The following is a 14,290-nucleotide window of genomic DNA, read 5'->3' as shown; positions in this document are numbered from 1 at the left end:
CGTGATGCGGCGGCCGCCGTTCATGCGCCTTTGGTCTCTGCCTGGGCGAGCAAGTCGGTCACGAACGCCGCCAGGTTGTCGTGAACGCGCGTGCCCTCGGGCAGATCGCCGGCCGCCAGCGTCTTTCGGCCCTTGCCGGTGAGCACGAGGTGGGGCTGCGCGCCCACGGCGGCAGCGGCCTGCAGATCGCGCAGCGAATCGCCCACGGCCGGCACGCCGGTCAGGTCGATCTCGTAGCGTCGCGCGATTTCCTGGAACAGCCCCGGCTTAGGCTTGCGGCAATCGCAGGCGTCGGCCGACGTGTGCGGACAGAAGAATACCGCGTCGATGCGCCCGCCGGCGGCGGCGATCAGCTTCGACATCTTCGCGTGCATCGCGCCCAGCGTCGCCATGTCGAACAGCCCGCGGCCAACGCCCGACTGGTTCGTCGCGACCACCACCCGGTAGCCGGCCTGGTTCAGCCGGCCGATGGCCTCGAGGCTGCCGGGCAGCGGCACCCATTCGTCGGTCGACTTGATGAACTGGTCGGAGTCGGCGTTGATCACGCCGTCCCGGTCGAGAATTACCAGTTTGCGAGCGGCGGGGCCGAGGGTGCGGTCTTTGCGCGAATCCATGTGCGAGCGTCGGAGGCGAAGTGATGCGAAGAGATTATGCGGCGAGCTTCGACAGGTCGGCCACCTGGTTCATCTGCACGTGCAGTTGCCACAGCAGCGCGAGGCGGTTGTTGCGAAGCGTCTCGTCCTCGGCCATCACCATCACGTCGTTGAAGAACGCATCGACGGCGTCGCGCAACTGGGCCAGCGCCGACAGGGCCTGGGTGTACTCGTGCGCCTGCGAGTGGCGCGTGAGCTCGGGCGTGACTTTCTGCAGCGCGGCATGGAGCGCGATTTCGGCCGGCTCCACGAGCGCCGATTCGTGTACCTTGCCCTCGGCCGGATGCGCCGTCTTCTTGAGGATGTTGCCGATGCGCTTGTTGGCCGCCGCGAGGGCTTCGGCCTGAGGCAGCGCCGAGAACGCGCGCACGGCCTCCAGCCGGTCGAGCAGGTCGCCCAGGCTCGCGTCCATCGCATGCGGGTGCGCAAGCACGGCCTCGATGTCGTTCGCCGCGTAGCCGCGCTCGCGCAGATAGCCGCGCAGGCGATCGAGCACGAAGGCTTCCACGTCTGCCAGATAGCCCGACTCGGCCACACCGGAAGCGAACTGCGCGTAGGCCGCTTTCAGCAGGTCCCGGAGCATGAGCGGCAGGCGCTTTTCCACGAGCATGCGCACGACGCCGAGCGCATGGCGGCGCAGCGCGAACGGATCCTTCTCGCCGGTCGGTTGCAGGCCGATGCCCCAGATGCCCACCAGCGTCTCGAGCTTGTCGGCCAGCGCCACGACCGTGCCGGTATAGCCGGCGGGCAGCGCGTCGCCCGCAAAGCGCGGTTGATAGTGCGCCGAGCAGGCGAGTGCGACGGCGGACGGCTCGTTGTCGTGACGGGCGTAGTACGTGCCCATCGTGCCTTGCAGTTCGGGGAACTCGCCGACCATGTCGGTCAACAGATCGGCTTTCGCGAGCAGCGCGCCGCGTTGGGCGAGCTCGGTCAGCGGGCGGTCGCGATCGTCCGCCTGCGCTGTCTCGTCGCCGAGTTCGGCGAGTGTGAGATTGCCCCCGAGCATCTGCGCGATCGCACCGGCGAGCTTGACGAGGCGCTCGGTGCGCGCCAGCTGCGAGCCCAGTTTGTTGTGATACACGACGTTGGCCAACTGCGGCACGCGCTCGGCAAGCGTCTTCTTCTTGTCCTGCTCGAAGAAGAACTTCGCATCGGCCAGACGCGGGCGCACCACGCGCTCGTTGCCCGTGATGATCTGCTCGGGATGCGCGGTGGCGATGTTCGAGACGATCAGGAAGCGATTCGTCAGACGGCCGCCCTCGGCGAGCGGCTTGTCCGTCAGGGCGAAATACTTCTGGTTCGTCTGCATCGTGAGAATCAGACATTCCTGCGGCACGGCGAGGAATTCCTTCTCGAAGTGGCAGGCGTAGATCGCGGGCCATTCGACGAGCGCGGTGACTTCGTCGAGCAGCGCGTCCGGCATGACCACGTGGTCGCTGCCGGCCGTCGCGAGCAATTGCTCGCGGATGGCGTCGCGGCGGCCCGTGAAGCTGGCGAGCACCTTGCCCTCGCTCTCCAGCGTCGCCGCGTAGGCATCGGCATTGGCGACGACGACTTCACCCCTGGAGAGGAAGCGGTGACCTTGCGTCTTGTTACTCGACGTAAGGCCGATGGCCGTGGCCGGCACGATCGTCTCGCCGTGCAGGGCGATGAGGCCGTGCACCGGACGCACGAACTGCACCGTCTCGCCGTCCGGGCGCTGATAGCTCATCACCTTCGGGATCGGCAGCTTGCCGAGCGTTTCATCGAGCGCGGCCTGCAGTGCGTCGGCCAACCGGGCGCCCGCGGCGGTGTAGGTGTGGAAGAACGCTTCGGCCTTGCCGTCCATCGCGCGCTCCAGGCTCGCGAGCGGCAGGTCCGCGAAACCCATGGCGGCGAGTTTCTTGGCCAGCGGCGGCGTGGGGTTGCCGTTGGCGTCCAGCGCCACGGACACGGGCAGCACCTTCGCGCGGATGGTGGCGTCGGGCGCGCGCTCGAGCACGTTCGAGATCGAGACGGCGAGGCGGCGCGGCGTGGCGTAGGGCGTCACGACGCTCTCGCCCGTGACGAGCCCGCGCGCGCGCAGGCCGTTGGCGATGCCGTCGGCAAACGCGTCACCCAGACGCGCCAGCGCCTTCGGCGGCAATTCTTCGGTCAGCAGTTCGACCAGCAGGGTGCGTTGTGCGGTGCTCATCATGCGGCTTGCGTTTGGTGTTGGGCGGCGGGGGCGTTGAGCATCGGGAAGCCGAGCTTCTCGCGCGAGGCGTAGTAGGCCTGGGCGACCAGACGCGAGAGCGCCCGGATGCGGCCGATGTAGGCCGCGCGTTCGGTCACCGAGATGGCGCCGCGCGCGTCGAGCAGGTTGAACGTGTGCGCGGCCTTGAGGATCATTTCGTAGGCGGGCAGCGCCAGTTCGGCCTCGATGAGGCGCTTCGCTTCGCTCTCGTAGTTGTCGAAGAAGCCGAACAGCATCGTCTGATTCGAATGCTCGAAGTTGTAGGTCGACTGCTCGACTTCGTTCTGGTGGAACACGTCGCCATAGGTCAGGCGGCGCTTGACGGGGCCGTTGGCCGTCTGCTCCTCCCACTCGGTCCACACGAGGTCGTACACGTTCTCGACCTGTTGCAGATACATGGCCAGACGCTCGATGCCGTAGGTGATTTCGCCCAGCACCGGCTTGCAGTCGAGGCCGCCGACCTGCTGGAAGTAAGTGAACTGGGTCACTTCCATGCCGTTGAGCCAGACTTCCCAGCCCAGGCCCCAGGCGCCGAGCGTGGGGTTTTCCCAGTCGTCCTCGACGAAGCGCACGTCGTTCTCGGTCAGATCCAGGCCGAGCGCGCGCAGCGAACCCAGATACAGGTCGAGAATGTTCTCCGGCGCCGGCTTGAGCACCACCTGGTACTGGTAGTAGTGCTGCATGCGGTTCGGATTCTCACCGTAACGGCCATCCTTGGGACGGCGCGACGGCTGCACATAGGCGGCGCGCCACGGCTCCGGGCCGATCGCGCGCAGGAACGTGGCAGTGTGCGAGGTGCCGGCGCCGACCTCCATGTCGTAAGGCTGGAGCAACGCACAGCCTTGCTTGTCCCAGTAATCCTGCAACGTCAGGATGACTTGTTGAAAGGTAAGCATGATGAATTCGCGCGGACGAACAGGGAAAAATGCGGATTTTGCGCAGTCTGCTGGCCCGGCCGCGAGCGCGGCCAGCGGACTAAAACGTTGAATTTTAGCGGGAATTCGACCCGAATGGGGGGTTGCCGCCCAGTGCGAGCGGCAACAGGGGGATTTTCACGTCCGCCGGCATCGCGTCAGCGCTTGCGGCGCGTCATCGCCAGACCCAGGCCCAGGGCGACGATGGCAAGGCCCAGCGCGGGTCCATTGCCGAAACGCACGTAGGGAGTGAGGCCGCTGTACGGCTGCACGCTGCCGGTGAGCGCGCCGGTGGTCATCGTCGGCAGACGGCCCTGTACGCGCCCGTGGGCGTCGATGATGGCGCTCGCGCCCGTATTGGTCGCGCGCAGCATCGGGCGACCCGTCTCGAGCGTGCGCATGCGCGCGATCTGCAAATGCTGGTCGAGCGCGATGGTATCGCCAAACCAGGCCAGGTTGGTCGCGTTGGCCAGTACGGTGGCGGGCTCGGCAACCTCGCGCAGCGAGCGTGCGATCTCTTCGCCGAACAAGTCCTCGTAGCAGATGTCGAGCGCCACGCGCTGCCCCCGCACAGGGAAGCCGGACGGCGTGGCGGTGCCGCGCCGAAAGTCGCCCAGCGGGATGTGCATCATTTCGACGAACCAGCGAAAGCCCCAGGGGATGAACTCGCCGAAGGGCACGAGGTGATGCTTGTCGTAACGATAGAGCGTCTGGTCGCGCGGCGTCACGCCGAACAGGCTGTTGGTCAGGTCGGTCGGTCCCCGCTCGGTGAGCGTGGCGCCCACGGCGCCCAGCACCACGTGAGAGCCGGTGCGATCGGCAAACTCGCGCACGGGGCCGGCCACTTCGGGCGGGATGCCCTGCAGCAGCACGGGGAAGGCCGTCTCCGGCGTGATGATCAGATCGGCCGGCGCCGCGACGATCATGTCGCGATACATCGCCATGGCGTGCTCGATGCCGGCGCGCTCGAATTTCATGTCCTGCGCCACGTTGCCTTGCAGCAGACGCACGGTGAGCGGCGTGCCCGACGGGCTCGTCCACGCGTGCCGCGCCAGTCCCGCGCCGGCGCCCAGCAATATCAGCACGCCGAGCACGGCCGCGAGGCGCCGGGCCGGGCGCGCGCCGGCGTGCGCGGGCAGCACGCCGCGCGCGAGCCATGCCGCCGCGAGCGCGGCGAGCCCACCGATGCCGTAGACGCCCACGAGCGGCGCGAAGCCGGCAAGCGGGCCGTCGACGTGGGCGTAGCCGGGCGAGAGCCACGGGAAGCCGGTGAAGACAGTGCCGCGCAGCCATTCGGCAAGCGTCCAGGCGCCGGCGAAGGCGAGCGCGCGCCAGGGGCCGGTCGCCCCCACCCAGCGGGTGAAGAACGCCGCGAGCGCCGGGTAGATCGCGAGATAGACCGAGAACAGGACGACTGCCGCGCCGGCCATCGCGCCGGGCATGCCGCCATACGTGTGCATGCTGATGTAGAGCCACCAGATGCCCGAGACGAACGACGCCACGCCGAAGCCGCCCCCGAGCCACAATGCGTCACGACGCGAGGCGGTGCGCTCGACGAGCGCGAACAGCGCGGCGGCGGCGAGCAGTTGCAGCCACCACGCGTCGCGTGGCGCGAAGGCGAGCGTTTGGGCGATACCGGCCAGACCGGCGAGCGCACGCGCACGCCAGGCCGGCCACGAGCGCCGCTCGGGCGCGTGGACGGTCATTTCCTGCATGGATCGATGGAGGATTACTCGGGCTGAACGGCCGGCGCCGGCTCCACGCGCCGCAGCAGCAGCATGTGGATCTGGCGGCCGTCGGCGCGCAGCACCTCGAACACGAGATTGCCGATGCGCAAACGTTCGCCGCGACGGGGCACACGACCGAACTGGTGCGTGATCATACCGCCGATCGTGTCGTTCTCGGGGTCGACGAACTGGGTGCCGAACGCCTCGTTGAACTGCTCGATCTCGGTGAGCGCGCGGATGCGATACGTGCCGTCCGGTGCGGCGATGATGTTGTCTTCTTCCTCGTCGAAGTCGTACTCGTCCTCGATGTCGCCGACGATCTGTTCGAGCACGTCCTCGATGGTGATGAGGCCGGCCACGCCGCCATATTCATCCACGACGATGGCGATGTGATTGCGGTTGACGCGAAAGTCGTGCAGCAGCACGTTCAGGCGCTTCGACTCCGGAATGAACACGGCCGGGCGCAGCATGTCGCGCACGTCGAAATCGTGATTGGCGTAGTAACGCAGCAGGTCCTTCGCGAGCAGGATGCCGATGATGTTGTCGCGGTTGCCTTCGTAGACCGGATAGCGCGAGTGCGCTTGCTCCAGCACGAACGGCATGAACTCTTCGGGCGTCTGTTCGATGTTGACGGCGTCCATCTGCGCGCGCGGCACCATGATGTCGCGCGCGCACAGATCGGCCACCTGGAATACGCCCTCGATCATCGCCAGGGAATCGGCGTCCATCAGGTTGCGGGCGTGAGCGTCTTGCAGAATTTCGAGCAACTCTGCACGCGACTCCGGCTCCGGGGAAATCAGATCGGTGAGGCGTTCGAGCAGAGAGCGAGGTTTGTCGGTTTTCTTTGGACCGGGTCGACTGGGATAAGGGTCGTTCATGACGGCGCGTCCAAGTTGGGCGGACGCCGAGCTGTTACAGGAAGCTCAAGGATACAACAAATGCGCGGCGGTGCTGCGACAGCCGGTCGCATTGCCGGGGCGGCGGCCCGGCCGCGCGGCGCACGGAATTACGGCGTATTGCGGCGCGCACCGCAGCGGTGCAGCACGGCTTCGAGCGCCGGATCGGGCATGCCGGCCTCGCGCAGCGCCTTGACCGTGCGCGCCACGTAGTCGTGGGTGGTGCCGTAGCGTCCCTGCGCCTGCTCGAACACCTGGCGGATGATGTCGTCGGGCAGCCGGCCCGCGTAACTCTGCACGTCGCGGCGCATCACGAAAGCCAGCGCCGACACGGTGCGGCCGTCGGCGAGCGCGCAATTGAGCCACGCGGGACGGTACGAACCCATGGCCATCTCGCGATACCAGAGCGTCTCGAGCCGCTCGCGGGCCCCGGCCGCCGCGAGCCGCATCGCTACGCCGGCGCACGAGCCGCCGCGGTCGAGCGCGAGCACCAGTCCCGGGCGCTCCGGTGTGCCCCGGTTGACGCGCGACCACAGGTACAGGCCGCGATGATAGCCGTACACGCGGCCGTGCAGGCTTTCCTCGATGGGCAGACCGGGATTCCAGATGAGCGAGCCATACGCGAAGATCCACAGATCCTGCCGGCCGTCCCAGCCGGTGAGGGCGGCGTCGAGCGACGAGGCGAGTTCTTCGGGGCTCAGATGGCGGCCCAGGCCGATGTCCGGCGGATATTGCGTACACCCCGGCCCCCACGATGCGCTGGCCGGTGCGGGCTCGGGGGCGGTCGGGCGCTCGGGATTGCGGTCCATGCGGTTCTGGCGGTGTCGGGTCAGGCCCGGCGCGCGCGGGCGGGCGCCTTTGCTGCCGGTTTGGCGGTTTTCGCGGGAACGGCGCCTGCGGGCGCGGCCGCTGCGGGCTTCTCCGACGCGTAGGGATCGGCATAGCCGAGCCCGGCGAGAATCTCCGTCTCGAGCCCCTCCATCTCCTGCGCCTCGTCGTCGTCCTCGTGGTCGTAGCCTTGCGCGTGGAGCACGCCGTGTACGATCAGATGCGCGTAGTGCGCTTCGAGCGCGATGCCTTGTTCGTTCGCCTCGCGCTCGACGACCGGGCAGCACAGCACGATGTCGCCGCTCACCGGATCGCTCTCGTGCTGCGCGTATGCGAACGTGAGTACGTTCGTGGCGTAATCCTTGCCGCGATAGCCGCGATTGAGTTCCTGGCCTTCCTCGGCGTCGACGAAGCGCAGCGTGAGTTCCGCGTCGGCCAGCAGCGCTGCCTGCACCCAGCGGCGCAGGCGCGCGCGCGTGAGCAGCGCCTTGTGCGCGGCGAAGTCCGCGCCGGCCACGAACTGGCTCGTCAGCGTGAGCGCGTGGCGCGGCGCCGCGGCGCTCATGCCTTGCCTCGCGGCGCGCGCGCGGTGCGCAGTTCCTGCTCGGTCGATGCGGGCAGGTCCAGGCCGGCTTCGGTGTGCTGGGCGTGCGCGTCGTAGGCCTCGACGATGCGCGCGACGAGCGGGTGGCGCACCACGTCCACGCTGGTAAAGCGCGTCATGGCGATGCCGCGCACGTTCTTCAGGATGAGTTGCGCCTCCATCAGCCCGCTCTTCTGGCCGCGAGGCAGGTCCACCTGCGTGGTATCGCCGGTGACGACGGCCTTGCTGCCGAAGCCAATGCGCGTGAGGAACATCTTCATCTGCTCGGGCGTGGTGTTCTGCGCCTCGTCCAGGATGATGAACGCGTGGTTGAGCGTGCGCCCGCGCATGTACGCGAGCGGCGCGATCTCGATCATCTGCTTCTCGAAGTACTTCTGCGTCTTGTCGAAGCCGAGCAGATCGTAGAGCGCGTCGTAGAGCGGGCGCAGGTACGGGTCGACCTTCTGGGCGAGATCGCCCGGCAGGAAGCCCAGACGCTCGCCCGCTTCCACGGCCGGGCGCGTGAGCACGATGCGCTTGACGGCGTCGCGCTCGAGCGCGTCCACGGCGCACGCCACGGCGAGATACGTCTTGCCGGTGCCGGCCGGGCCGATGCCGAAGGTCACATCGTGCGAGAGGATCTGCTTGAGATACTCGCGCTGCGCCGGCGTGCGGCCGTGCAGGTCGCTGCGCCGCGTGTGCAGCACCGGCGAGCCGTCTTCCGACTCGCCCGTGGCGAACGGGTTGTCGTCGCCATGGCGCACGCTCGGGACGTGCCCTTGCCGGGTCTCCACGAGGCCGAGCTGGATGTCGTCGACCGACAGCGGCTCGCTGGCGCGGTTGTAGAAGCTCTCGAGGGCCTGTGTGGCGACTACGGCGCTCTTGCCGCGAATGGAGAAGCGATGGCCGCGCCGCGAGATCGAGACGTCGAGCGCCTGTTCGATCTGGCGCAGGTTTTCGTCGAGCGGGCCACAGAGGTTGGCCAGACGGCGGTTGTCGTCGCGCGGGGCGGTGAATTCCTGGGTGGGTGCTTTCAAGATGGTCCGGCCGGATGCCTGTTCAGGTCAGTCGAGCGAGTCGTCGGGCGGCGGGTGCGCAGCGGCGGTACGCCGGTCCGCTGGCATCGCGCCCGTTCATGTTCGCGGCTTCGTTCAGTGCGTGGTGGCCAGTTCGCCGCGCAGCGAGTGCGGGTAGGCGAACGTGATCACCACGTCGGTCATCTGACCGATCAGCGCGGCGCGCTGCGCCTCGGGGACCGGGAAGTTGACCACGCGGTTGTTCTCCGTGCGGCCCTGCAGCTCGTTCGGATCCTTGCGCGAAACGCCTTCGACCAGAATCCGCTGGCGCGAGCCGACCATGCGCTGGCTGATGCGCGCGGCGTTCTCTTCGATCACGGCCTGCAGGTGTTGCAGGCGCCGCAGCTTCACTTCGCGCGGCGTGTCATCCGGCAGGTTGGCCGCCGGCGTGCCGGGGCGCGGGCTGTAGATGAACGAGAAGCTCGTGTCGTAGCCGATCTCGTGGATCATCGCCATGAGTTTGTCGAAGTCTTCCTCGGTCTCGCCGGGGAAGCCGACGATGAAGTCCGACGACATCGACATGTCGGGACGCACCTGGCGCAGGCGACGGATGATGGACTTGTACTCCAGCACCGTATAGCCACGCTTCATGGCCGAGAGCACGCGATCGGCGCCGTGCTGCACGGGCAGATGCAGGTGGCTCACGAGCTTGGGCACCTTGGCGTAGGTGTCGATCAGGCGTTGCGTGAATTCCTTCGGATGGCTCGTCGTGTAACGAATGCGCTCGATGCCCGGCACTTCGGCCACGTATTCGATGAGCAGCGCGAAGTCGGCGATTTCACCGTCGGCCATCAGGCCGCGATAGGCATTCACGTTCTGGCCCAGCAGCGTGACTTCGCGCACGCCCTGCTCGGCGAGACCGGCGATTTCGGTGAGCACGTCCTCGAACGGGCGAGAGACCTCGTCGCCGCGCGTGTACGGCACCACGCAGTAGCTGCAGTATTTCGAGCAGCCTTCCATGATCGACACGAACGCGGTCGGGCCTTCCACCTTGGCCGGCGGCAGATGGTCGAACTTCTCGATCTCCGGGAACGAGATGTCGACCTGCGCGCGACCCGTCGCGCGGCGCGCCTCGAGCATCTGCGGCAGGCGATGCAGCGTTTGCGGGCCGAACACCACGTCCACGTAGGGCGCGCGCTGCACGATCGCGGCGCCTTCCTGGCTCGCCACGCAGCCGCCGACGCCGATCACCAGCTCCGGCTTGATTTCCTTGAGGGCGCGCATGCGGCCCAGGTCCGAGAATACCTTCTCCTGCGCCTTTTCGCGCACCGAGCAGGTGTTGAACAGAATGACGTCGGCGTCTTCGGGAGTGTCCGTCTTTTCGAGGCCTTCCGCCGCGCCGAGCACGTCCGCCATCTTGTCGGAGTCGTACTCGTTCATCTGACAGCCGAACGTCTTGATGTAAATCTTCTTTGCCATTGAGTGTGCGCCGTTCGCAGTGGTTGACCTGGGGGCGTCCGTTCTGGATGTTTCAGGGGTTCAGTTTCGTGGGGCCGCGGGAGAAAAGCGGCGGCCCAAACGCAAAAGCCGGCGTGGCCGGCCTGTCCGGACCTCCTGGCGGGGCCGGTGTGTGGTGCACGCATTATACCGCGTGCACCGTCCAGGCGCGGCACGCCTAGCGGTTGTCCTTCATTGCCGCGGCGATGGCGCGAATGTTGTGCTGGAACAACTGGAGATATGTCGACGCTTCGGGGTTCTGCGACAGGGCGTCGGAGTAGAGCTTGCCGTCGACCGTGACCTTGGCGTCGTGGGCAATGCGCTGGATCAGACGGGGATTCGAGATGTTCTCCATGAACACCGCGCGGATGCCGGTGCGGCGGATCACGCGGATCAGGTTGGCGACGTCCCTGGCGCTCGCCTCGCTTTCGGTCGATACGCCTTCGGGCGCCACGAACCTGATGCCGAAACGCTGGCCGAGGTAGCCGAACGCGTCGTGCGAGGTCAGCACCACGCGGCGCGCCGGCGCAATCGGCGCGAGCTGCTTGTTGGCCCAGGTGATGAGATCGTCGAGCGCGCCGCGGTAGTTCTTCGCCCGCTCGGCGTAGTACGCGCGCCCGGCCGGGTCGGCCTGCGACAGGGCGGCGGCGATGTTGTCCACCATCGTCTTCACGCGCTCCGGGTCCTGGAACATGTGCGGGTCGGCCACCGTGCGACCCTCGTCGAGCATCGTGCGCGGCTTGAGGCCCCGGGTCACGGTGACGAGCGTGCCGGCGTAGTGGCTCGACTTGATCAGGCGCGGCAGCCAGCCTTCGAAGCCCAGGCCGTTTACGAAGAACAGCTTCGTGCCGGAGATCCGGGCCACGTCCGCGGGCGTCGGCTCGTAGACGTGCGTGTCCTGGTCGGGGCCCACGAGCGTGGTGACGTCGACGCGGTCGCCGCCGACCACTTTCACGATGTCGGAGAGGATGCTGAAGCTCGCGCCGACGGGCAGACGTGTGTCCTGCGCACGCGCCGGGGCGGCGAACGCCAGCGCGAGGGCGAACCCCGCGGCGAGAAGCGTTGCCAGCCACGACCCGCGGCCCGATTTTTCCAATCCGAACATGTTTTCCTCTCTCAAAGCGCCGGGGCACCGGACGTGCCGGACCGGCCCGACGAGGCAAGCAGCGCGCCTAGATAGGCGATGCCCGCCGTCAAAACGATGGCCGGTCCCGAAGGACAGGCCAGGTAATACGAAATCAACAGGCCGATCACGCTCGACGCGCTTGCCACGACCCACGCGACGAGCAGCATGCCGGGCAGCGTGCGGGCAAGCAGCCGTGCCGCGGCGGCCGGCAGCATCATGAGCCCTACGGCCATGAGCGTGCCCATCGCCTGGAAACCCGCGACCAGGTTCATCACCGTGAGCACCGTGAAGCCGAGGTGGTAGCGCAGCACGCTCCCGCCTCGGCCTTGACCGAGGAACGCCGGGTCGGCGCTATCGAGCACGAGACCGCGATAATGCCATCCGAACCACAACAGCGTCACGGAGGCGATCGCGGCGACGAGCAGCAGCGACGGATCGTCCACCGCCAGCACCGAGCCGAATAACAAATGCATCAGGTCGACGCTGTTGCCCCACTTGGAGACGATCACCACGCCGCCCGCGAGCGCCAGCAGATAGAAGCCGGCGAACGAGGCACCTTCGTCCAGGCGCGTGCGGCGGCTCGAGACGCCCGCGAGCAGCGCGACGAGCAGCCCCGCCGCCATGCCCCCGCCCGCCATCCACGGCAGCGACAGGCCGCCGATCAGGTAGCCGATGGCCGCACCGGGCAGCACCGCGTGCGAGAGCGAGTCGCCCATCAGGCTCATGCGCCGCAGCAGCAGGAACACGCCCACGGGCGTGCAGCCGAGCGACAGCGCGAGACTGCCGACGAGCGCGTGGCGCATGAAGTCGAATTCCGCGAACGGACCGATGAGCAGACTCACCACCTGACTCACCGCCGGCCTCCCGGAGCGGGTGATGCGCGCTGCGCCGTCGCTGGCCGCGGCGCGAACGCCGTGTAGCCGCCCGCACCCCACAGGCCGCCATGGTCGCCGCCATGGTCACCGCCGTTCGGCGTGCGGCCCTCCCGCGCACCGCGGCCGCCATAGAGGCAGTCGGCCGGTGCGCCGGCGGCCATCAGCCGGCCGGCGATCACGGCCACGTATTCGAAGCGGTCCATCACCAGCGGCAGGTCGTGGAGCACGGTCACCACCGTGCGGCCCTCGCTGCGCCATTGATCCAGCAAGGCCAGCAACAGTTCCGCAGATGGGACGTCGATGCCGGTGAGCGGTTCGTCCAGCAAAACGACCGGCGTGTCCTCGACGATCAGCCGGGCGAAGCGCGCCCGCTGCCATTGCCCGCCGGACAGGGCTTCGAGCGCCTGGGCGCGCTTGTCGGCCAGCCCGACGCGGGCGAGCGCCTCGTGGGCTCGCCCGAATTCCTCGCGGCTGAGACGGCGCGCGTCGCCGGTGCGGCGCCAGGTGCCGGTGAGGACATATTCCTCGACGCACATGGGGAAGCGGTGATCGGTCTCGGGACGCTGCGACAGATACGCCACCGCCGCGTCGCTGACGACTTCGCCGCTCGACGCTTTCTGCAACCCGGCGAGCGCGCGCAGCAGGGTGGTCTTGCCCCCGCCGTTCGGCCCGACCACGGCGCTCAGCACGCCCGGTGCGAACGTGATGCTCACCGCTTCGAGCGCCACGTTCGGCCCGTAGCGCACCGACAGGTCGCGACAGCCGATCACGAGCCTACCCCTTGCAGCGCCCAGTAGACGAGCGCCCACAGCGGGGCGAGCACCAGCAGCGTCAGGGCGGTGCGCTCCCAGCCGGCGAGACGGTAGAGCCAAACGGAAAAGCGGATCATGAGCGGGACGATGCGCAGGCAAGCCGAGCGGATTGCAACTGGATAATAAATGCAACAAAGTTGCATTATTGCACGAAATATCGCGGCGGCGTATTGGAGCCGACTATTGGCGCCAACATCGGGGCGAATATATCGAGCGCGCATGCGGAGCAGATATATGGGGGAATGCCGACGCGAACCTCGGGGCGAATATCGGGGAATGTCCGGGGAATGCCGACGCGAACCTTGGCGCGAACCTCGGGGCGAATATCGGGGACCAAGCACTCGAAAGCGGCGCGCCGGCAGTGCGAGGGCGGATCGGGCCGACGCGCCGCCGGCAGCAGGGCGGCGCGCCGCGGCGGCCATGCTGGCGTGCCGAAGCCCGCTGCGGCGGGCGATCACGGGCGGCTACACAAGACGTTACATATCGGGGCAGCATATTTTTGCGAACCGGCGTAACATGGGTTCACGCTCGGTCGACTGGCACGCTGTTCGCTTCATTCCAGAGATCGGCAATATGCAAGGCATCGATGAGACGGTGGCATGGTGCGGCGCAAGGTGACGCGGGGAGCATCCCGCGCATCGGGCGGACCGTGCGGCAACATGCCGTTACCGCCGAGGAGGTTTTCCCGTTCGATCATCCGGCCCCCGACTTTCCGCTCGCGGATTCTGCCTTCGCGGCACGACGTTCGCCCGACCATCGCGACCCGCGCACTCGCGACGCTCGCTCAGGAAAGCAATTCTCTCGCGCCCACGTCTTCGCATTGCGTCGACGTCGTCGGGCCACCCACTTTTTTCACGAAAACCCGGCACATCGTGCACTGAATCTTTCCGCTGAATTCTGCCGGATAGATAGGATTCCGTAATGAATTCACGTTGCGACGGAGGCGATTCGAAATGCAGGCAAACCCGAATGCGCAGTGCGTGCGAGATGGCGTCGAAAATCGCTCGAATTTTGGCATGATTCGCGCAACATGCGCAGTGCGTAGATGACGCGGAAACCCTTGTGCGATGCGGGTTATCGCGATTGCTTAGCGCTGCGGAAAATATCTAGCGACAGTTTTTTTGTTTTGTGCATATGATGAGTAAACG

At 67.3% G+C, this 14,290-nt stretch carries 13 protein-coding genes; all 13 read right to left on the bottom strand.

Going from position 1 to position 14,290, the window contains the following annotated elements:
* Positions 1-20: 20 nt before the first annotated feature.
* The 13 genes from gmhB to PNO31109_RS22295 all read right to left on the bottom strand — a co-directional run bounded on the left by gmhB (position 21) and on the right by PNO31109_RS22295 (position 13,219).
* Positions 21-614 carry a D-glycero-beta-D-manno-heptose 1,7-bisphosphate 7-phosphatase gene (gmhB, locus tag PNO31109_RS06510; protein WP_150554778.1) on the bottom strand — a complete coding sequence of 198 codons (594 nt, stop codon included), beginning with the start codon at positions 612-614 and terminating at the stop codon, positions 21-23.
* Between the two features lie 34 nt (positions 615-648).
* Entirely contained in the window at positions 649-2,829 is a 2,181-nt protein-coding gene (gene glyS / locus PNO31109_RS06505; RefSeq protein WP_150554777.1) for a glycine--tRNA ligase subunit beta, read from the bottom strand.
* Entirely contained in the window at positions 2,826-3,764 is a 939-nt protein-coding gene (gene glyQ, locus PNO31109_RS06500; protein WP_150554776.1) for a glycine--tRNA ligase subunit alpha, read from the bottom strand. The genes glyS and glyQ overlap by 4 nt, the downstream gene beginning before the upstream one ends.
* 176 nt (positions 3,765-3,940) lie before the next feature.
* Positions 3,941-5,488, bottom strand: coding sequence for an apolipoprotein N-acyltransferase (gene lnt / locus PNO31109_RS06495; RefSeq protein ID WP_150554854.1), 1,548 nt, complete (start codon positions 5,486-5,488; stop codon positions 3,941-3,943).
* 23 nt (positions 5,489-5,511) lie between these two features.
* Positions 5,512-6,387 (bottom strand): CorC family transporter, encoded by an 876-nt coding sequence (locus PNO31109_RS06490; protein WP_150554775.1) that lies wholly within the window; start codon positions 6,385-6,387, stop codon positions 5,512-5,514.
* A 128-nt stretch (positions 6,388-6,515) separates the two neighbouring features.
* Positions 6,516-7,214 carry a gamma-glutamylcyclotransferase gene (locus PNO31109_RS06485; protein ID WP_150554774.1) on the bottom strand — a complete coding sequence of 233 codons (699 nt, stop codon included), beginning with the start codon at positions 7,212-7,214 and terminating at the stop codon, positions 6,516-6,518.
* Positions 7,215-7,234: 20 nt separating this feature from the next.
* The gene (gene ybeY, locus PNO31109_RS06480) at positions 7,235-7,798 is read right to left on the bottom strand and encodes an rRNA maturation RNase YbeY (protein WP_150554773.1); all 564 of its coding nucleotides are present in this window, start codon (positions 7,796-7,798) and stop codon (positions 7,235-7,237) included.
* Entirely contained in the window at positions 7,795-8,853 is a 1,059-nt protein-coding gene (locus PNO31109_RS06475) for a PhoH family protein (RefSeq protein ID WP_150554772.1), read from the bottom strand. The genes ybeY and PNO31109_RS06475 overlap by 4 nt, the downstream gene beginning before the upstream one ends.
* Before the next feature lie 114 nt (positions 8,854-8,967).
* Positions 8,968-10,311, bottom strand: a complete 1,344-nt coding sequence (gene miaB, locus PNO31109_RS06470) for a tRNA (N6-isopentenyl adenosine(37)-C2)-methylthiotransferase MiaB (RefSeq protein WP_150554771.1) — start codon at positions 10,309-10,311, stop codon at positions 8,968-8,970.
* A 196-nt stretch (positions 10,312-10,507) separates the two neighbouring features.
* Positions 10,508-11,434 carry a metal ABC transporter solute-binding protein, Zn/Mn family gene (locus tag PNO31109_RS06465; protein WP_150554770.1) on the bottom strand — a complete coding sequence of 309 codons (927 nt, stop codon included), beginning with the start codon at positions 11,432-11,434 and terminating at the stop codon, positions 10,508-10,510.
* Positions 11,435-11,445: 11 nt separating this feature from the next.
* Positions 11,446-12,258, bottom strand: coding sequence for a metal ABC transporter permease (locus tag PNO31109_RS06460; RefSeq protein ID WP_174966305.1), 813 nt, complete (start codon positions 12,256-12,258; stop codon positions 11,446-11,448).
* A 47-nt stretch (positions 12,259-12,305) separates the two neighbouring features.
* Positions 12,306-13,100, bottom strand: a complete 795-nt coding sequence (locus PNO31109_RS06455; protein ID WP_174966296.1) for a metal ABC transporter ATP-binding protein — start codon at positions 13,098-13,100, stop codon at positions 12,306-12,308.
* Positions 13,097-13,219: a hypothetical protein gene (locus PNO31109_RS22295; RefSeq protein ID WP_277396632.1), complete on the bottom strand. Its 123-nt coding sequence runs from the start codon at positions 13,217-13,219 to the stop codon at positions 13,097-13,099. Before PNO31109_RS22295 ends, PNO31109_RS06455 begins: the two co-directional genes overlap by 4 nt.
* Between the last annotated feature and the right edge of the window lie 1,071 nt (positions 13,220-14,290).

Origin of the sequence: Pandoraea nosoerga (assembly GCF_902459585.1) — a bacterium.
Classification (GTDB): Bacteria; Pseudomonadota; Gammaproteobacteria; order Burkholderiales; family Burkholderiaceae; genus Pandoraea; species Pandoraea nosoerga.
The sequence above is the reverse complement of the archived record's forward strand: the minus strand, read 5'-3'. Positions and strand labels throughout refer to the sequence as shown.